At 70.0% G+C, this 19,232-nt stretch carries 18 protein-coding genes and 1 pseudogene; 9 read left to right on the forward strand and 10 right to left on the reverse strand.

What is annotated here, in order from left to right; genetic code table 11:
- Positions 1–116 precede the first annotated feature (116 nt).
- Positions 117–1,079, reverse strand: a complete 963-nt coding sequence (locus ATK30_RS17140) for an alpha/beta hydrolase (RefSeq protein WP_101436427.1) — start codon at positions 1,077–1,079, stop codon at positions 117–119.
- A 161-nt stretch (positions 1,080–1,240) separates the two neighbouring features.
- On the opposite strand from ATK30_RS17140, the gene ATK30_RS17145 reads away from it, so the two are divergent.
- Together ATK30_RS17145 and ATK30_RS17150 are read left to right on the forward strand one after the other, a co-directional pair.
- The gene (locus ATK30_RS17145; protein WP_101440890.1) at positions 1,241–1,714 is read left to right on the forward strand and encodes a MarR family winged helix-turn-helix transcriptional regulator; all 474 of its coding nucleotides are present in this window, start codon (positions 1,241–1,243) and stop codon (positions 1,712–1,714) included.
- Positions 1,715–1,763: 49 nt separating this feature from the next.
- Entirely contained in the window at positions 1,764–2,612 is an 849-nt protein-coding gene (locus ATK30_RS17150; RefSeq protein WP_101436428.1) for an SAM-dependent methyltransferase, read from the forward strand.
- A 112-nt stretch (positions 2,613–2,724) separates the two neighbouring features.
- Here ATK30_RS17150 and ATK30_RS17155 read toward each other — a convergent pair whose 3' ends face one another.
- Complete coding sequence (locus ATK30_RS17155; RefSeq protein WP_101440891.1) at positions 2,725–3,654, reverse strand: patatin-like phospholipase family protein; 930 nt, start codon at positions 3,652–3,654, stop codon at positions 2,725–2,727.
- 112 nt (positions 3,655–3,766) lie between these two features.
- Between ATK30_RS17155 and ATK30_RS17160 the strand changes: the two are divergent.
- The 4 genes and pseudogenes from ATK30_RS17160 to ATK30_RS17175 form a co-directional block, all read left to right on the forward strand.
- Positions 3,767–4,282: pseudogene (locus ATK30_RS17160) on the forward strand (PadR family transcriptional regulator); the annotation flags it as partial.
- A gap of 28 nt (positions 4,283–4,310) precedes the next feature.
- Positions 4,311–6,317 (forward strand): NADPH-dependent 2,4-dienoyl-CoA reductase, encoded by a 2,007-nt coding sequence (locus tag ATK30_RS17165; RefSeq protein WP_101436429.1) that lies wholly within the window; start codon positions 4,311–4,313, stop codon positions 6,315–6,317.
- A 29-nt stretch (positions 6,318–6,346) separates the two neighbouring features.
- Positions 6,347–7,315, forward strand: a complete 969-nt coding sequence (locus ATK30_RS17170) for a prephenate dehydrogenase (RefSeq protein WP_101440892.1) — start codon at positions 6,347–6,349, stop codon at positions 7,313–7,315.
- Between the two features lie 65 nt (positions 7,316–7,380).
- Entirely contained in the window at positions 7,381–7,635 is a 255-nt protein-coding gene (locus tag ATK30_RS17175; RefSeq protein ID WP_101436430.1) for an antitoxin, read from the forward strand.
- Positions 7,636–7,683: 48 nt separating this feature from the next.
- Here the strand turns inward: ATK30_RS17175 and ATK30_RS17180 are convergent, their stop codons facing one another.
- A complete protein-coding gene (locus tag ATK30_RS17180; protein ID WP_101436431.1) occupies positions 7,684–9,642 on the reverse strand; it encodes an FUSC family protein in 1,959 nt (652 codons plus the stop codon).
- 74 nt (positions 9,643–9,716) lie between these two features.
- Here ATK30_RS17180 and ATK30_RS17185 point away from each other — a divergent pair, with 74 nt between their 5' ends.
- Both ATK30_RS17185 and ATK30_RS17190 read left to right on the forward strand, forming a co-directional pair.
- Positions 9,717–10,163 carry an SRPBCC family protein gene (locus tag ATK30_RS17185; protein WP_101436432.1) on the forward strand — a complete coding sequence of 149 codons (447 nt, stop codon included), beginning with the start codon at positions 9,717–9,719 and terminating at the stop codon, positions 10,161–10,163.
- Between the two features lie 85 nt (positions 10,164–10,248).
- Positions 10,249–11,007, forward strand: a complete 759-nt coding sequence (locus tag ATK30_RS17190; protein WP_101436433.1) for a polysaccharide deacetylase family protein — start codon at positions 10,249–10,251, stop codon at positions 11,005–11,007.
- Between the two features lie 262 nt (positions 11,008–11,269).
- Here ATK30_RS17190 and ATK30_RS17195 read toward each other — a convergent pair whose 3' ends face one another.
- From ATK30_RS17195 to ATK30_RS17215, 6 genes are all read right to left on the reverse strand, one after another.
- Positions 11,270–13,858, reverse strand: a complete 2,589-nt coding sequence (locus tag ATK30_RS17195; protein ID WP_101436434.1) for a CHAT domain-containing protein — start codon at positions 13,856–13,858, stop codon at positions 11,270–11,272.
- Positions 13,859–13,911: 53 nt separating this feature from the next.
- Positions 13,912–14,397, reverse strand: coding sequence for a hypothetical protein (locus tag ATK30_RS17200; protein WP_101436435.1), 486 nt, complete (start codon positions 14,395–14,397; stop codon positions 13,912–13,914).
- Entirely contained in the window at positions 14,394–14,999 is a 606-nt protein-coding gene (locus ATK30_RS17205) for an RNA polymerase sigma factor (RefSeq protein ID WP_101436436.1), read from the reverse strand. Before ATK30_RS17205 ends, ATK30_RS17200 begins: the two co-directional genes overlap by 4 nt.
- Positions 15,000–16,307: 1,308 nt before the next feature.
- Positions 16,308–16,448, reverse strand: coding sequence for a hypothetical protein (locus tag ATK30_RS45045; protein WP_158242475.1), 141 nt, complete (start codon positions 16,446–16,448; stop codon positions 16,308–16,310).
- 98 nt (positions 16,449–16,546) lie between these two features.
- Positions 16,547–17,296, reverse strand: a complete 750-nt coding sequence (locus ATK30_RS17210) for an SGNH/GDSL hydrolase family protein (RefSeq protein ID WP_101436437.1) — start codon at positions 17,294–17,296, stop codon at positions 16,547–16,549.
- Between the two features lie 189 nt (positions 17,297–17,485).
- On the reverse strand, positions 17,486–18,118 hold the full coding sequence (locus ATK30_RS17215; protein WP_101436438.1) for an NAD(P)-dependent oxidoreductase: 633 nt from the start codon (positions 18,116–18,118) through the stop codon (positions 17,486–17,488).
- 61 nt (positions 18,119–18,179) lie between these two features.
- Between ATK30_RS17215 and ATK30_RS17220 the strand changes: the two genes are divergently transcribed.
- A complete protein-coding gene (locus ATK30_RS17220; RefSeq protein WP_101436439.1) occupies positions 18,180–18,743 on the forward strand; it encodes a TetR/AcrR family transcriptional regulator in 564 nt (187 codons plus the stop codon).
- Here ATK30_RS17220 and ATK30_RS17225 read toward each other — a convergent pair.
- Positions 18,740–19,225, reverse strand: a complete 486-nt coding sequence (locus ATK30_RS17225; protein ID WP_101436440.1) for a GbsR/MarR family transcriptional regulator — start codon at positions 19,223–19,225, stop codon at positions 18,740–18,742. The two genes, ATK30_RS17220 and ATK30_RS17225, sit on opposite strands and share 4 nt — an antisense overlap.
- Between the last annotated feature and the right edge of the window lie 7 nt (positions 19,226–19,232).

Consider the following 19,232-nt stretch of genomic DNA (forward strand, 5'->3'; position numbering starts at 1 on the left):
CTCGCTGCTCTAAATACGTTTGAGGGGCCATTCGCGTTGTGATCACGTGACGCCTGTCACGCTGGAATGGCCCCTCCGACGTCATCGGTCCCTAGCGATTGCCCGTTAGTTCCCGATTAGTTGCCGAATGCGCCGCGCAACACCGTGATCGCTTGGGTGATCGCCGCCTCCGCCGCGTGCGTTTCACGGAGCGCGTTCACCATCACGAAGTCGTGAATGATGCCCTGGTACCGAACCGCGGTCACAGGCACCCCCGCCTGACGCAGCTTCGCGGCGTACGCCTCGCCTTCATCGCGAAGAACGTCCGCCTCGCCGGTGATCACGAGCGCCGGCGGCAGTCCGGCGAGCTGCTCCACGGTCGCGCGAAGCGGCGAAGCGGTGATCTCGGCGCGCTGTGCCTCATCAGTCGTGTACTGGTCCCAGAACCACTTCATGCCTTCACGGCTGAGGAAGTAGCCCTCGGCGAACTTCGTGTACGACTCGGTGTCGAAGGACGCGTCGGTAACCGGGTAGAACAGCACCTGCTGCAGGAACTTCACGTCCCCGCGCTCCTTGGCCATCAGAGTCAGAGCCGCGGTCATGTTGCCGCCGACGGAGTCGCCCGCGATCGCGATTCGCGTGGTGTCGAGCCCCTTGTCCGCACCGTGCTGGACGACCCACTTCACGGCGGCGTAGTTCTCTTCGATCGCGACGGGGTAACGAACTTCGGGCGAACGGCTGTACTCCGGAAAAACAACTGCCGCACCCGTTCCGGCGGCGAGTTCGCGGACGAGGCGTTCGTGCGTGTGGAAATCGCCGAAGACCCAACCGGCCCCATGGACGTAGACAAGCACCGGAAGCGGCCCGGTGACACCCCGCGGCTTCACGACCCGGACTTCGACGTCACCGTTCGGTCCTCCCGGGACAGTCAGCGTCTCGATGTCGGCGGGGGCGAGTTCGACGTCGCCGTCCTGGACGCCGTCGACCGCTTTGCGGCCCTCGGCGGGCGGGAGCTGGAAAAGGTACGGAGGCTGGTCGGTGGCCTCGGCGAACGCCTGGGCGGCCGGCTCGAGGACGAGGTTCTGCGGGTTCGCGGTCATGGCTTCCTCCGGTAGCGGATCGGACGGGATGAACATAGCTCGCAACTTAGTTGTGCACAACTAGATTACCCTCAATGAGATCTAGAGCACTTGAGTTGCCCTTCTCAGTCAGCCGAGAGAGGATGGAGGGCTGGCGCACGAACCCCGAGGGAGGCCATTCGATGACCAGCCCAGACACCGGAGAAACCGGCTCGCTGCTGCTTGACGACCAGCTGTGCTTCGGCCTGTACTCGGCCTCCCGGGCAGTCACCGCGCTCTACCGCGTGCTGCTCGAACCGCTCGACCTCACCTACCCCCAGTACCTCGTGATGCTCGCGCTGTGGCAGCAGGACGAGCAGCAGGTCAAGGAACTCGGCTCCGCGCTCAACCTCGACTCCGGCACGCTGTCGCCGCTGTTGAAGCGGCTGGAGAAGGCCGGGCTGATCAAGCGCGAACGCCAATCCGACGACGAGCGTTCGGTCCGCATCCGGCTGACCGACGAGGGAATCGCCTTGCGCGCCAAGGCGGAACGGATCCCGCCGCACGTCGGAGCGGCGATGAACATGGACAACGCCGAGCTGAACCGGATGCGCGCCGCGATGGATCAGCTGACGGCTTCGGTCAACGCCTACCGGGAGTCCTACCGCCCGAACTGAACCGGACGCCGTGGTTAGCATGAGCGCCACGGCGAGCGGGAGGACGGCGATGAGCACACAGGACGAAGCGCTGCGCGCGGTGGAAGCCAGCCTGGACCGGCCGTCGGCGGCCCGCGTCTACGACTACTTCATCGGCGGCACCACGAACTACGCCATCGACCGGATGTTCGCCGAGAAGGTGCGGGAGCGGCTGCCGCTGATCGGCGAATACTGCCGCACCAGCAGGCAGTTTCTCGGCCGTGCGGTGCGCCAGAGCGTGCGCGAGGGCATCCGGCAGTTCGTCGACATCGGGTCCGGCCTGCCCACCGCGGGCAACGTGCACGAGGTGGCCGACGACGAACGCCCGGAGCACGACACTTCCGTGCTGTATCTGGACAACGAGCCGGTGGCGCTCGCGCACTCGCAGGTGCTGCTCGCCGACACCGCGGACGAGGACCGGCACCAGGCGATCGCCGCCGACCTCCTGCAGCCCGCCGAATTGTGGGAGCGGGTCGCCGATTCGGACGTGGTCGACGTCCGGAAACCGGTGGCGTTGATCGTCAACGCGGTGCTGCACTTCATCAAGGACGAGCAGGACCCGGACGGCATCCTCGAGTTCTACCGCAAGCAGCTCGCGCCGGGCTCGTTGCTCATCCTTTCCCAGATGACCAACGAAAACCCGGTGGACGACAACGAACGCCAGGCTCTCGCCGACCTCATCAAGTACTACGAGTCGACCACCAACCCCGGCATCCTGCGCACGAAGGCGGAGTTCGAGCGGTTCTTCGGCGGCTGGCCGCTCCTCGAACCGGGTCTGGCGTACGCGCCTGCGTGGCATCCAGACGCCGACACGCTGTTCGCGAAGTCGCCGTCGGAGTCGCGCGTGATCGGCGGCGTTGCCCGGAAACCGCTGGACTGACCGGGTTTCCCGCCCGCACCTGACCTGGCTGACGTGGTGGCCGCCGCAGGTCCGCCGTGCCATGGCTGGTTTTCCTTCAGCCTCCACTTAGGACTCGGTGCCGCAGTCGCCTTCACGAAGCCCTGCGCAAGACTTCCAACGCCGCGTAAACCGCGTCCCGGCCCAACTCCACCGCACGCCGCAACACAGCCGGATCCCGTTCCAGCACCACCACATCCGGAGCACCAGCTGGCGGCCGAACACTCGCCAGCCGCGGATCTTCCCGCAGCTGGCGTTCGTCCTCCAGATCCCGGTGGTACTGCGTACGCCAAGCGTCGATGGTGCCGGGCGCGTGGCGGCGGAGGAACCGGGGCACGACCACATCCTGCACTCGCGGCGGCGGCACCGGATGTTCGTCCTCGCGCCGAGTGCGCAACACCAGCACGTCCGTCGCGCCCTGCGCCAACGCAGTGCGGAACGGCAACGGCTCGGCGATCCCGGCGTCCACGAACCTCCGCCCGCCCATCGCGATCGGCGGGCCGGCCAGCACCGGCATGCACGACGACGCGGCGAGCGCGATCTTGATCCCGTCCACGTCCTCGATGAACGGATGCAGATCGGTCGACTCGCCGGTGTCCGCGTCGGTGGCGAGGGGATGGAAGCCGACCGGATTCGCCAGGATCGCGGGGAAATCCATGGGTTCGAGCACCGAGTAGACCTGGTGCACGAGGTATTCGAGGTCGATCACCGCCCGGCCGCGCAGGGTGTGCAGCGGGTTGATGATCCGCCGCATCACGGCCGGGTTCCACCAGGTGCGCACCCCGGTCCGCGAGCGCCCGCACAACAGCCACGCCGCGTTGAGCGCACCGGCGGAGGCACCGTACACGTCGTCGAACGCCTGCGTGGCCCCGAGTTCGTCGAGCGCGAGCACCATCCCGCTCGAATACGTGCCGCGGCTGCTGCCGCCCTCAACGGCGAGCGCGAGCCGGCGCCCGTCCGTCCGCCGCCCCGGCACGCTCCCTTCGGCGATCCGCGCGGCGAGCAGTTCCAAAACCGGATGCACCACTCCATCTTGATCCTTTTCGCCGCTTCGATCGACCCGATTTGCCCCCTCTCCGGGTGACCTGGGTTGCACCCAGTTGCACTGCACCTAGTTGCATATGACACTGTCCGGCATGGCACTGGAGCACGCGATCCTCGTCTCACTCTCGGAGCGCTCCGGCTCGGGCTACGAGCTGGCGCGCCGGTTCGAGAAGTCCATCGGGCTGTTCTGGAGCGCCTCCCACCAGCAGATTTACCGCGTGCTGAAGCGGATGGAGGAGGCCGGCCAGGTCGCCGTCGACGTGGTGGCCCAGGACGGGCGGCCGGACAAGAAGGTCTACACCGTCGCCGAACCGGGCCGGGCCGAACTGCGTCGCTGGCTCGCCGAACCGTCCCCGCAAGCCGGTCCGCAGGAGCTGGCGGTGAAGCTGCGCGGGGCGTCGTTCGGCGACGCCGAGGCGGTCGCCGCCGAGATCGCCCGGCACCGCGACGCGCACGCCGAACGGCTCGAGATGTACCGGCAGATCGAGAAGCGCGACTTCCCCGCCCCGGACCGGCTCCGCGGCCGTCCGCTACACCAGTACCTCGTGCTGCGCGGCGGAATCCGGGTCGAAGAAGGCCAGGTCGAATGGCTGGAAGAAATCCTGACGCGTTGCGGGCCGACGAGAAGGACGACTGATGACCGAGTACCCGAACCTGCTGTCCCCGCTCGATCTCGGCTTCACGACGCTGCGCAACCGCGTCCTGATGGGCTCGATGCACACCGGCCTGGAAGACCGCGCCTCCCGCTTCCCGCGGCTGGCCGAGTACTACGCCGAACGCGCGCGCGGCGGCGTCGGACTGATCGTCACCGGCGGGTTCGCTCCGAACCGCACCGGATGGCTGTTGCCGTTGGCCTCGAAGCTGTCCACCCCCGCCGAGGCGAAACACCACCAGCTGCTGACCAGCGCGGTGCACGCCGAGGGCGGCAAGATCGCGCTGCAGATCCTGCACGCCGGCCGCTACGCCTACCACCCGCTGAGCGTTTCCGCGTCGAGCCGCAAAGCGCCGATCAACCCGTTCCGCCCGCGCGCGCTCACTGCGTACGGCGTGCACCGCACTATCCGTGCGTTCGCCGATTGCGCCGCGCTGGCCCGCGACGCCGGGTACGACGGCGTCGAGATCATGGGATCCGAGGGCTATCTGATCAACCAGTTCCTCGCCGAACGCACCAACCGGCGCACCGACGCCTGGGGCGGCACCGCGGAGAAACGCCGCCGGTTCGCGGTCGAGATCGTCCGGCGCACCAGGGAAAAAGTCGGACCGGACTTCATCATCGTCTACCGGCTGTCGATGCTCGACCTCGTCGAAGGCGGGCAGAGCTGGGACGACGTCGTCGCGCTTGCCCGGGACGTCGAGGCGGCCGGGGCCACGATCATCAACACCGGCATCGGCTGGCACGAGGCGCGCGTGCCGACGATCGTCACGTCGGTGCCGCGCGGCGCGTTCACCTGGGTCACCGGCAAGCTGAAGCCGCACGTGTCGGTGCCGGTGGTGACCTCGAACCGGATCAACCTGCCGCACGTCGCGGAACAGGCGCTCGCCGACGGCGACGCGGATCTGGTCTCGATGGCCCGTCCGCTGCTCGCCGACCCGGACTGGATCCGCAAGGCCGAGACCGGCCGCACGGACGAGATCAACACCTGCATCGCGTGCAACCAGGCCTGCCTCGACCACGCGTTCAGCCGGAAATCGGTGTCCTGCATGGTGAATCCGCGGGCCGGGCACGAAACGACCTTGAACCTGCTTCCGGCCCGGCGGACCAAGCGGATCGCCGTCGTCGGAGCCGGACCGGCCGGGCTCGCCACCGCGACGGCGCTCGGCGAACGCGGCCACGACGTCGAACTGTTCGAAGCCGACGACGAAATCGGCGGCCAGTTCGGGATCGCGCAACGGATTCCCGGCAAGGAGGAATTCGCCGAGACCATCCGGTACTACACCCGCCGGCTGGAGGTCACCGGCGTGAAGGTGCGTCTCGGCACGCGGGCGACCGCCGCGGACCTGACCGGCTTCGACGAGGTCGTGCTGGCCACCGGCGTCACGCCGCGGGTCCCGGCGCTGCCCGGGATCGACCATCCGAAGGTGCTGTCGTATGTCGACGTCGTGCGGCACGGCAAGCCGGTCGGCGAACGGGTCGCGGTGATCGGTGCGGGCGGCATCGGCGTGGACGTCAGCGAATTCCTCACGCACAGCTCGTCGCCCGCGTTGGATCGTGCCGCCTGGATGGCCGAATGGGGCGTCACCGACCCCGCGCTCGCGCCCGGCGGACTGGCGAAGCCGAAGCCGGAACCGTCGCCGCGACAGGTCTACCTGCTGCAACGCAAGAAGTCGCCGATCGGGGCCGGGCTCGGCAAGACGTCCGGCTGGGTGCACCGCGCGGCCCTGCGCGCCAAGGGCATCGAAAGGATCAGCGGGGTCTCCTACGAACGGATCGACGACGCCGGCCTGCACCTGACGGTCGACGGGAAACCGCGGCTGCTGGAGGTCGACACCGTGGTGGTCTGCGCCGGCCAGGAATCCGTGCGGGAGCTCGCCGACGCGCTCGGCGACGTGCCGGTGCATCTCGTCGGCGGGGCCGACGAAGCACGGGAACTCGACGCCAAACGGGCGATCGACCAGGGCACCCGGCTGGCCGCCGTCCTGTAGCCGCTTGCGCGCACTGGCAGGATGGCCACGTGCGAGACGTATGCGTGATCGGGCTCGGGCTCATCGGCGGTTCCCTGCTGCGAGCCGCCGCGGCGAGCGGCAGGACCGTATGGGGAGCCACAGTGTCCGAAGTGGACGCTGATGCGGCGAGCCGAGGCGGCTATGACGTCACCACCGACGCCGAAGCCGCTCTGCAGCGCGCGGCGTCCGCGGACGCGATCGTGGTCATCGCGGTGCCGCTGCCCGCGGTGGAAAACCTGCTGCGGCAGGTCGCGCAACACGCGTCGCACTGCCTCCTCACCGACGTGGTCAGCGTGAAGGGCCCGATGCTCGACGCAGTCCGCCGCCGCGCGCCGTACACGCGCTACGTCGGCGGGCACCCGATGGCGGGCACCTCGCGCTCCGGCTGGCTCGCTGGCGACACCATGCTCTTCCGGGACGCCGCGTGGGTCGTCGGCGTCGAAGAGGAAACCGACCTCACGGCGTGGGCCGAGGTCACCCGGCTCGTCCTGGACGTCGGCGCGCACGCCGTGCCGCTGCCCGCCGATTCGCACGACGAGACGGTCGCCCGGATTTCGCACCTGCCGCACCTGTTCGCCGCGATCCTCGCCTCGGTCGGCGCGCAGGGCGGCCCGCTCGCGATGTCGCTGGCCGCCGGCTCGTTCCGCGACGGCACCCGCGTCGCCGGATCGTCGCCGGACCTGGTGCGCGCGATGACCGAAGGCAACCGCGACGCCCTGCTGCCGATCGTCGACGACGCGCTCGGCCGCTTGGGAGCCGCCCGCGGTTCGCTCGCGTCCACCGGCGGTCTCGCGGCGACCATCAACGCAGGTCACGAAGGCGCGCTCGCCCTGGAAGCGACCCGCGACGCGGCGCGGTCCGGCGTCCGCATCGACCTCACCGCCGCCGACGCCCGCGAAGGACTCGTCGCACTCGGCGAACGCGGCGGCCGGATCACCGGACTGGACGGAGCGGTGGCCCTCGGTGAAGTGTCTTGACTTGCCTGGAACGCCTGGTGTGTGACGATTGAAGTCTCTCAATCCCAACCCCGGGGAGGCATTCGATGGGCATCAACTTCGACGAGCTCAAGAACAAGGCGACCGAGGCGCTGCGCGAGAACAGCGGCAAGCTCGAGCAGGGGCTCGAGAAGGCGGCTGAATTCGCGAAGTCCAAGGTCAGCGGCCACGACTCGCAGATCGACGGCGGCGTCGGCAAGGCGAAGGACCTGCTCGGCAAGGTCACCGGCAAGCACGACGAGGGCGGCGAGAAGCCCGAAGACGGCAAGCCCGAGGGCGGCCAGCCCGGCGGACAGCAGTAACCCTCCGCCTCCAGGGTGGGCCCGGCGGCACCCCATGCGGCTCTCGGCTCAGGTGCGCCGGTGGTACGGGAGGAACCGGCGCACCAGCCGCAGCGGCGAGCGTTCCACCAGGTCCGGCCCACGCACCGCGTCGAACGTCGAGCCGAGCTGGTCCACGACCCCGGCGAGCCGAGGGTTGTCCGGCATCGGCACCGAATCCGGGTCCCGCTGCTCGCGGACCGCGGAAGCCAGCTCCGCCAACGCGTCCGTGAGCAGCTCGATGTCCGCGGGCGACGGAGCCGGCGCGCCCTCGCCGATGGTCACGCCGACCTCGGTCACCGCGTCGGTCACCCGCTCCAGCCCTGCGATCACCGGCCACCACGCCACCGCCTGCCTGCCCGCCGGCGACGGCTCCACGATCACCTGCTGGAACGCGGTCCGCAGGTCCGCGAGCGCGCGGTACGCCGCCCGCCGGGCCCGTGACCGGGCGAGCCGCGATTCGCTGGTCGAGTTCAGCACCATCGCGGTGCGGACGTACTTGGCCACCGTGTCGAAACTGTCCGCCAGCCGTCCGCCGACAGTCGGCCGCCGCGAACCCGGCCACAGCAGATAGCCGAAAACGAGCACGATCACACAGCCGATCACGGTGTCGACCAGCCGCGCCAGCACGACCGGCCAGCTGCCCGTGTTGGCGAGGTCCATCTGCAGGATGATCAGCGGCGTCACGAACGTGCCGAGCATCCCGTAGTTGCGGACCTTCCCCACCGCGGCCCCGCCGGCGAACACCGCGATCAGCGCCACCAGCACCCAGCCTCGGGCCCCGAACGCGAGCACCACCGCACCGATCCCGACACCGGCGACCGTGCCCATCCCGCGCAGCACCGCGCGGCCGAACACCGAACCGAAGTCCGGTTTCAGCACCACGCCTACGGTCAGGGTGATCCAGTACGACCGCTCGAACGGCACCAGCAGCGCCACCACTTCGGCCACCGCGACGCACAACGTCAGCCGCAGCGTCGCCACCCAAGTCAGCGGTCCGGAGAGCCCGCTCGCCCACTCGCGCACGCGGCGCAGCGCCGAGACCTTCTTGCGCCGCTTGCGATCGTCGAGCTTCCCGATCCGCGCCAGTCCGGCGTAAAGCGCGCTGAGCACCGCGTCGGCGTTCTCGTCCGGCAGCTCGGGCGCGGGCGGCAGCGGCTGGCTCGCCAGCACTGAGGCGGCGACGCGCGTCAAGTAGTCGATGACCTCGTCCGGCGCGCGCTGTCCGGCGTTGACCATCGCCACCGACGCCTCGACCGCGGGGGTCGTCGCGGACAGCCGGTTCAGCAGCCTGCGGTACGTCGCGTCTCGACCGGACAGCCACGAGCGCGCGACCAGCAGCCGGTCGTACGCCGTGCTCATCGCGGTGGTCAATTGGTGGCGCGCGACCCGCGAAGTCGGTTCGTCCTCAGCCGACAGCATCGCCGCGAGTTCGATGTAGACCTGCGCGACGGCGGTGCGTTCGGGGCTCGTCGCGCGGAGCGTCCAGGTGCCGAGCGCGACCAGCAATCCCCAGCCAGCGCCCGCGCAGAAGTAGCCGAAGAGCACTTCCGTGCGCACGCCGGTCGCGTGCTGCGCGGTGCCGAGCACGCAGAAGACGAACATCTGCAGCCCGGCCACCGAAGCGTTGCTGCCCGCGGCACTGATGAGCGCGGAAATCGCCGCTATCACCACGATCGCCGGGATCGACCAAGCCGGCATGCCGCCGGTCAGGAGCCCTACGAGATACCCCATCGCGGCCGCGAACGTCGCCCCGCCCAGCCTGCGAGCGCGGTAGCGATAGGCCCCGGCCGCCTCGGACAGCACGGTCGGCAGCGCGCCGGTGGAGATCAGCGCGCCCACCGCGATGTCGCCCGCCGCGTACGCGACCGCCAGCGGAACGGCCAGCGCGGCCACCGCGCGAGCGACCATGTTCCACGGAATGGGAACCGGTTTGGAGCGCAGAAGTTGCGTCAGCCAGTGCGGCGCGGCGAAGTCGGGGCGGCTCACCGCTCCATCTTGACCTACCGGGGCCGTCCGGGATTGATTTGTCTCTCGGTCAACAACGTGTGCAGGGAGCTTTCATGCCGGGTCGCAGGTACTCGTTCGAGGTGAACCGGGTGAGCGCCGCCGCTCCGTCGGTGCTGTTCCGGCTGGAAAGCGACGGGACGCTGTGGTCGACGTGGGCGCGGCCGCTCGTATGGCAGTCCCGCTGGGCGGCACTCGGCGACGACGGCCGGGTCGGCGCTGTCCGGGAAGTCGGATTGTGGCCGGTTCTGGCCCGCGAACGGACTCTGGAATTCGAACCGGACCGGCGGCACGTCTACACGTTCGACGGTTTCAGCCCGGTCCACGACTATCGTGCGGAAGTGGCGTTCACGCCGAACGCCGACGGCGGCACGGACCTCAGGTGGTCGGGTTCGTTCGCCGAACGGATCCCCGGAACGGGTCCGGTCGCCCTCGCAGTGTTGCGCGGTGTGATCGGATTTTTGGCCACCCGGCTGGCCGAAGCGGGCAACCGGGGCGCCTGACCGGGGTGCGTTGCACCACAACGATCAACGAATACCGGAGCACGGACGTCATCCCCTCGGGGGACCCCGAGGGAAAGGAAGCGGCATGGCGAAACGGTGGCTGGCGGCGGCGGTGGCCGGCGTGCTGGTGCTGTCGGCGTGCTCCGGCCCGGACTCGAGTCAACCCCCGGAACAGGCGAACCCCGCCCCGGGAGCCGCGAACCCGGCTCCGCCGCCCGCGCCGTACCCGTTCGGCACCGTGCAGGCGAAGGCCCCGGCGATCCAGGACGGCAAGGTCGGCGTGGTCCGCCGCATCCAGACCGACAAACCGTACGTCTTCATCACCATGGACGACGGCGCCGTGAAGGACCCGTCGGCGCAGAGCCTGATCCAGCAGTCCGGCGGGCATCCGGTGCTGTTCCTGAACAACCGGTACGTGAAGGGCCACGAGGCGTACTTCAAGGCCATCCTGGACTCGACCGGGGCGGTCCTCGGCGACCACACGGTCAACCACCCGAACCTCAAGGGCAAACCGCTGGACTTCCAGAAGAAGGAAATCTGCGACGACGCCGACGACTTCCAGAAATCGCTTGGCGTGCGCCCGACGCTCTTCCGCCCGCCATTCGGCAACTACGACCAGAACACGCTGAAGGCCGCCGCGATGTGCGGCATGCGCGTGACGGTCCTGTGGACCGCCTCGGTCAACGACGGAGTCGTCCAGTTCCAGTCCGGCAACAAGCTCCGCCCGGGCGACATCGTGCTGATGCACTTCCGCAAGACGTTCAAGGAAGACTACGAAGCCTTCATCGCACAGGCCAAGAAGGACGGCCTGACCCCGGTCCCGCTGGCCGACTTCCTGGGCTGACCCGGTCCCGCCGCGCCGACCCTCGCGCAGCGCGGACTTGCCGCCGTGCTGTTTCCCTTGGCGAACCCTCAGTGGCTGCGCCGGTTCTCACCGGCGCTCACGAGAATCCTCCACCGCTGCACTGGCACTCGCTAAGCCGCGCCGCGCCATCATTCCGCCCGCTGCCGCCTGCGGGCATCGCTGCTCCGCGGACTGCCGCCGCCAGCTGTGACCGCCCTCCGCGCGTTGCCAACCCCAGGCGCGGCCGACTCCTGGCGCGCGGTCAGCCAGCCCCGAGGCACACGAACGGCCGCCGCATCGGGTCCACGGCCACCGCTTCGGCCAGTGCCAGCGCGGGAGAAGTCCCCTCCGCGAGCCGCCGGTGCAGGTCCGCCATCGTGTCCGCCGCCGCGCGGTCGCCGACCCGGGCCACCGCGCCGATGACCGTCCGCGAACCACTCGCCAGCAGCGTTCCGGCGAAGCCCAGCGCTTCCTCGCCCGGCCGGATGTGGCTCATCGCCAGCTCGCACGCGGCCAGCACCACCCGTTCCGGCGGGTTCGCGAGCCGGGTCGTCTCGTGCGCGAACAGCGGGCCGTCGACCAATTCGATGCGGGAGAACAGCGCGTTCGCCGGCTCGTGCGCGCCATGGGCGACCACGTGCGCCAACCGGGTGCCGTCCAACGCGGTCAGAACCGTCGTGCTCGTCGCGTCGTCGCCCTCGACCAGCTGCGCGTCCGGGTAGACCGAACGCAGCTTGCTCACCTCGCCGACCGCACCCGGCACCCCGGGGCCGCCCGCGAGCAGCACCGGACCGTCCTCGGCCGGACGTTTCGCGGTGATCCACGCGGTCGCCGACGGCGCGATCGACACCGGATGCCCGCGCAGCGACGGCAGCGCGCCCCACGGCATCGCGTACAACTGGCCGATCGGCACGATCACCAGCTCGCGGTCGTCGAGAGTTTTGACCAGCGACGCGGAAATCAGCGCGTCGAGCTTCTCCGCCCGGCGGCGCGCGGACGCGGACACCGTCTCGGCCATGAGCGGCGGCAGATGGTCCGGCGCGAGCGCGTCGAGGTCGGCGTGCAGCTGGGTCGCGGTCTCCACGATGTCGTCCAGCGGACCCAGTTTGAGCAGCCGGAACGTCCCGCGGTCGACGACCACCGAGTACAGCTGATTGTTGTAGGGCACCAAACTCACCAGCACGCGGTCGCCGAGCGCCGCGACGACCTCGTCCGGCGTCGCGACCGGCCGCGGGCGGCCCCACTGGCTCGTGTACCAGCCGAGCCTGCTCGCCTCGCGCTGCAACTGGGCGTACCGCTGCTCCAGCGCCTTCACCGGCTCGCCCTCCAGCCGGGCGCGCTGAATGGTGCGCTGGACGTGCCGCATCTCGTTGATGTGCTTGGCCAGCACCGGGTCCTCGATCACCGGCAGCGGTTCGTAGCGGTAAACCTGCGCCCGGGTGCGTTCGAGCCACGCGAACATGCGCCGCGCGCCCGCCGCGTTCCGCCGTGCACGCCGCAACACGAGCCGCATCGCCAGCCTGCCGAGTTCCTCGCCGTGCACGGCCGTTCCGCACAGCAGGTCGAGGCCGCCCATCCGGTCGCGGATCGTGCCGAGTTCGCGCAGTCCGGCGCGGGCCTGTGCGAGCGCCGCGCGCGGCCGGTCCTCCGCGACAGCCAGTTCCGCCCGGCACAGCCGGAACAGCATCCGGTGGTCGACCGGCGACGTCGCGCGCGGAGCCGGCACGTGCGTGAGTACGAGCGAGGCTTCGGCGATTTCCTTGCGGCGGATCAGCAAGCGCACCGCGAACAGCCGCGCGACCGCCGCCTCGTCCCGCAGCCCGAGCGCGGCCAGCCGTTCGGCGATGGAGACGAGTTCGGCGGGCAATCGCGAGGTAGAGCGTCCTTCGCGGTCCGACAGCACCTGCTGCGCTTCCGCCCGGAACCGGGCCAGACCGGCGATTTCGGCCCACGTCCGATTGCCGCGGCGGAGAAATCGGCGGCGCGCGTCCGACGCGGACTTTCGCGCCAACGCGAAATCGCCCTCCAGCAACGCGGCGGCGGCCCGGGCGACCTCGGCTTCCGCGATGTGCTGGCCGGATCCGTTGGCGCGCAAATCCGGCAGCGCTTCGTCGAGATGTTTGCCCGCCTCGTCGGCGAGGCCCGCGGTGAGCAGCGCGCGGGCCTGGTCGAGCCGGATCAGCGGGATCGAACCGGGCGATTCGGTGACAAGGATGCGCGCGGCTTGTTCGTAGCTGGACAACGCTTGCGGGACGTCGCCGATGAGCTGCGCGTGATCGCCGAGGTTCTGCCGGATCTTGCCCTCGAGCCGGGTGTGCCCGTTCTCCCGGGCGAACCGGAGCGCGCGTTCGAGGTCGGCTTGCGCGGCGTTCGGCTGGTTCAGCGCCATCTGCACGAGCGCCCGGTTCATCAGCATGATCACCAGGGTGCGGCGGTCGTCGTCGAACTCGGCCTCGATCCCGGGCAGCACGGCGTCGTAGACCGAAAGCGATTCGCTGAACCGGCCGCCGCGCATCAGCACCACGGCGCGCTGGCCGGTGACCAGCAAGCCCAGTTCGCGGGCGACCTTGCTCTCCGGGAGCTGGTCGCGAAGCTGCCGCGCGGTCTCCAGGTGCACGAGACCGGCGTCGGTGGAGGCGACCTCGGCCGCGGCCGCGCCGAGGCTCACCAGGACGCGGACCTGCAGTTCCCGGTGTTCGGGCAGCGGATCGGCGACGCGCGCCAGCCGCGTGAGCGCGCTGCGGAACAACCGCACCGCGATGCCGGGCCGTTGATCGGACGCGGCGGCCCGGCCGCGCGCGTACAGATCGGACGCCGCCGCGATCGTTCGATCATGGACGGGCGCGGACACGGACTCTATGGGAGCACACCTCCGCCACTCTCCATAACGCCCGTCCGGGTTTCTCAGAGCACGACGGTCGGCGTGACGACGGTGCGGCGGTGCGGGCCGGCGCCGAGGTGCACGAGGATCTGCGTGGTTCCGCAGGGGACGCGTTCGAGCACGAACCGGCCGCCCTCGTCGGTCGCCGTCGCGAACGTGCCGTGATCGGCGACCCGGACCTCGACGTCGTACTCGCCCGCGGGCGCGAGCCAGCCGTCGATCCGGTGCGTCTTCCCGATTTTGGTCAGGTTGATCATCACGGTCAGGTCGCTGACGGTGAACGTGATCGTGCCGGTCGCCGTGCTGCGCACGCCGGCCAGTTCGTCGAGCCGTTCCCAGCGCGCGACCTCGACGTCGAGGTTCTCGAGTTCGAGCGCGAACTGGACCCGCTGCACCAGGTCGTCCGGCGGCGGGTCGAGTTCGTCGAGGAACCGGCCGATGTCGGCCAGGATGGCCTCGTCGTCCGGAACCGCGTGGCCGTGTCCCGGCCTGCCGATGTTGTCGCTCACCGGGTGCCCCCTTCTCCTGCGAGCAGATCGCGCATCGAGTCGAGGCAGCGGCCCCTGGTGGGCCCGACGCTGCCGCGCGGCATCTGCATAGCCTCGGCCACCGCCCGGTATTCGGCACGGCCGGCGAGAACGGTCAGCCGCAGCAGCTCCTGGCAGCGTGCGGGCAGGCGGAGGAAGGCGCGCCAGACCCGGCGGTCCCGGTCGGCGCGGACGGCTTCCTCCTCAGGCGCGGGATGATCGCTTTCCAGCGTCGCGGCGACCTCGTCGGACAGCGGCACGGGCTGCGCGCGCCTGCCGTAGGGACGGGTCGCCTCGCGGCGAGTCGTGGTGATCAGCCACGCGGCGAGCGCGCGGGGATCGCGCAGCTTCGCGAGCTGGCTGAACAGAGCGAGCCACACGGTCTGGACCACGTCCTCAGCCACTTGCCGGTCGAGCCCGTTGGCGCGCGCGACGTGCCACACGAGCGGCGTCAGCTCGTCGACAAGTTTCGCCATGGCGCGCCGATCCCCGCCCCGCGCGGCTTCCATGCACGCGGCGTGCAGGTCGGCGCCGGTCAGGCCTTCCCAGGGCGGGTCTACCTCGGTGGTGTGCACGTCGGTCACCGTAGCTGCCTCACTCCGGAGGTGGGCCGACCTGGGCGAGCAAGCCTCCGGTCGTGTCGGCACGGCCAGGCCCGTCGCGGGTCGCCTCTCCGGTCGGGTACCGGATCGATCGTGAATGGTGCGCGCTCTTTCGGTGGGGTCGGTGGGGTCGGTGATGCGGATGGTGTCCAGGGGCACGGTGGGTGCCACATGGGTGGGCTCTTGGTTGAGGAGCACGCAGCTGGCTCTGGGATACATGAATCTCTGACTTTTTTTCGGATGGGTTTTTTGGTGGCACCGGTCGGGGCGGCTTGGATGCGGGCCGCACCGCGGCTCCGCGCCGTTCGGCGGCGGTGTTTGTGCAGGTCAAGCAGGTCTTTGCGAGCTGGTGCCGGGACACGACCGGCCAGGCTCCCCCTCCGGCACGGCCGTGTCCCGACAGCTCGGTCGGACCTGATGAATCCCCCAACGACCCATCACGCCCCGCCGGCCCAGTGCGGCCGGACGGACCCTCCCCAGAACCCGCCCGCCCGCACGGGCCCGGAAGCTGCCCGCTGATTCACCAGTCCCCGCCTTCCCAGGCCCACCTGCCGGATTTATCCCTCCCCGGACCCCTCCGGCTGACCGGCTCGAAAGCCGACCAGCAAGTCCCTGCCAGCCGGGCAGATCCCCCCGGATCCGCCCGGCTGACCCCGTCAGGTCAGCTCACGGCCCGGTCTGGCAGGCGAGTTCCTCCCCGAACCCGCCTGACCGAACCGAGCCACCCCTCCAGGCGGGACCGACCCGGGAAGCCCGCCGACTCCGCGGACCTCCCCCGAGGTCCGCGCAGCCACCAGGTCAGCAAGGCCGAACCGCCAACCCCGCCGGACCAGCCCACGAAACCCGCCAGCTGGACAGGCCCCTCCCCGAACCTGCCCAACCGCGCCAGCCCGCGAGCCGATCCGCCTTGGACTGGCCGTTCTTGCCGTTCCGGTCGGCTCGGCGGCTGGCCGGGTCCCCTCCGAAACCCGTCCGGCAGGGCCGGGTCCCCCTGACCCGGACCGAGCGTGACCGGACCGGCGGTGTGGCCAGTCCTGTCCACGTCCATCCCTCGTTTCACACCGACCGCCGAGCTGCTCGCCCCCCTTGTGCCGAGCAGGTCGCCGGTCGCGTGCGTTCGTGCGGGTGCGCACCGGCCGGCGTGAGCGTTTCGCCCGCGCCGACCGGTACTCCCCGCCCCCAGGGGAGCCCGCTCCCCTTCGGGCTCCGCCGGAGGAGAGTTCCTCCCCGAACCCCCTCCGGCTGACGACGTCCGGCAGCCCCCTCGGCTCCCGGGCGCCGCCCGTCTGGTTACTTGGCCGTGCCGGTGTCGTCGAGCGGCTCGTGGTTGCCGTCCGGCTGCACACCCCGGTTCGCCCCAGGCGCGGGGCTCGTCTTGACGGGCGGAACGGTGGTTCCCGGCTGCCGCTCGTCCTTCTGATCCGCAGGCATGTGGCCTCCCTTTCCTTGGTTCGCCCCATAGGACGCATCCAGAGTGCGCCTAGATACACGGAGCGCCAAAGTTTTCGGGATTTTTGTGAATCTGCCGGTCAGGACGGCCGCGTCACCTCCCCCGGATGCCGACCGTCAGTGACGATCGGTAATCCCTCCGAGAGCGCGGCGGCCCAGGCGCGGTAACCGTCCGGGCCGGGATGGAAGCGGTCGGCGGCGAACATTCCCGGACGGAGCAATCCCGGCACCAACGGGATATGCGTGACCCCGGGAAGCCGGGTCAGCGTGCGCGCCGCCCGGTCGAGCGCGACGGACCGCGCGCCCAGCACGTCCCGGAGCGGCCGGGGCAAGGACGGGAAACTCGCCAGCGGCGGCACGCCCGCGAGAACGACCGGGACGTCGCCGATCCTCCGCCGCACCTCGACGATGATCGCCAGCAGATCTCGCCGGTACCGCGCGGCCGAGTGCAGCTCCAGGGTGTCGTTCACGCCGAGGACGACGACCACGATGTCAGCCGCCCGGACGCGCGGGACCAGCTCGTCGAGGACCACCCGCGCCGAGGCACCGGTGATGCCCAGCGCGTGCCATCGCACCTCGCGGTCCGGGTACGCGCTGGCGAGACCCACCGCGAGCTGCCCAGTGAGCGCATCGGCGTGCGTGGCCGCGCCGACGCCGTCCACTGTCGATTCGCCGATGACGGTGAGCCGCAGCGGTCGCCCGGTGCCGAGAGCGCCCTCGATCGGCCCCGTGGCCCCGGGAAGCCGCGGAGTCGCCCGACGCACCCGAACTGCCTGCGCGACCAGCACGGGTGCCGTCAGGAAAAGGAGGAACAGCCGAAGAACTGCCATGCCTCCGACAGTAACGAGGGGCTATGACAGATCCGGGTCCGTGGAGCGAGTTGTCCACAGGGGATGCGAGTTGTGGACAACCCTGGGGATAGCTTGGGGACAGCTGTGCACATATCCGCACCTGCCGACCAAATCACCCGACGCCGACCTCGGCGTTCGCGGACAACCCACCGGCAATCGCAGACCACCTCAACCCTGCGAGATCGACACCGTCTTGCCCACCAAGGACTCGTCCTCGGCCGCATCCAGCAAGTACCGAGCCACGTTCGCCCGCGGGATCTGGAAGCTTCCCCGGACATCCCGCCCAACTTCGCTGCGCACCCGCGCCCGCGCGGGCTTGTCGGTCAGCCTCGTCGGCCGCACGATCGTCCACCGCACCTCCGAGGCCTCGTGCAGGACCGACTCCATCCGCCGCAGGTCGGCGTATCCGTTGCGCAGCACCGCGCCCAGCAACGGCTTCAGCAGCAACCGCGACACCAGGCTGTCTCCCTCAGCCGGCAGGCCGGACGCGCTCACCACGACGAACCGCGTCTGGGAGCCGCGCAGCGCGGACACCACGGAGCGGGTGCCGTCGGAGTTGACCGTCGTCGGCTTGAGGTCCGTGGGGCCGAGGGCCAGGACGACCGCGTCACGGCCGGTCACCGCGTCAGCCAAGCCAGGATCAGTAAGCGAGTGAACCGCGACGTCCAATCGGGGGTGTGCGGGGACGGTCAACCGCGCCGGGTCGCGGACTACGGCGGTGACGTGCCATCCGCGCGCCAGCGCTTCCCGCACCGCCAGGCCGCCGATCCGGCCGCTCGCGCCCAGGACGGTGATCTTCATGAGGCCTCCAAGGAGGGTGAGTGAACACTTACCACGCTGAGAAGACCCTCAGGGAGCACACATGGGAAGCCGCGAGGAGATCGTCGCCGCAGCAGCGACGGTGATGCGGGAGCGGGGGTACGCGCACGCCACGACCAAGGCGATCGCACAGGCCGCGGGCTACTCGGAAGCCTTGCTGTACAAGCATTTCCGCGACAAGACCGCGCTCTTCCTCGCAGTGTTGAAAGAAGAGCTTCCCGATCTTGCCGCCACGGCGGCGAGGCTCGCCGAGCATCCGGAGAAGGCAGAGTTCAGCGACAATCTCGCCGAACTGACCACCACAGCACTGGCCTTCTACTGCGCGAGCTTCCCGATCTCCGTCTCGATCTTCTCCTCGCGCGCTCTGCTCCGCACCCACCGGGACACCCTCGAAAACGGTCCCGACCAGCCGATCCAGTACGTCGTCGGCTACCTCGACGCCGAGGTCAAACTAGGCAGGCTGCGCAGCGATCTCGACGTCGAAGCCGCGACCCGGCTACTGCTCGGCGCGTGTTTTCAAGAGGCGTTCCTCGCGTCCTTCGAAGAACGCCCGCCGCGACCAGATCTCGCGCACCGGCTCGCCGCGACGTTCGCGAAGATCGGCTAGTCGCGGTTCTTCCGCAGCTCGTGCCACCGTTCGTACAGGTTGTTGATCTCGACCAGCAGGAACGCCAGGAAGTCCCGCATCTCGGCCAGCCGCTTCCCAGCGGGGGTGTCCGCGCCGAGGGCGTCGATGCCTTCGGTGGCCGCGTCCCTCCACATGATCAGGAACCGGTCGCGCTTGAGGAACGTCGCGTACCAGAGGTCGTCGTAGAGCTGGTAGTGGTCGCGGCGCTGGCCGGGTTCGCGCACCTTCCGCACCATGCCGACCTGTTCCAGATACCGCACCGCCCCGGAGATCGCGGCCGGGCTCACCGACAGCTGCTCCGCCAGCTCAGCGGCCGTCAGCTGCCCCGAATCGGTCGTCATCAGCGCCGCGAACACCCGCGCTGACATGCGTTGCATGCCGATCTGAGCCATCACGAGGCCCAGGCTTTCGACGTATCGGCGGACGGCGTCCTCGTCCCTCTTCGTCTCAGGCGTCGTCATCCGTCCA

It is taken from the genome of Amycolatopsis echigonensis, from assembly GCF_002846615.1.
Lineage (GTDB): Bacteria > Actinomycetota > Actinomycetes > Mycobacteriales > Pseudonocardiaceae > Amycolatopsis > Amycolatopsis echigonensis.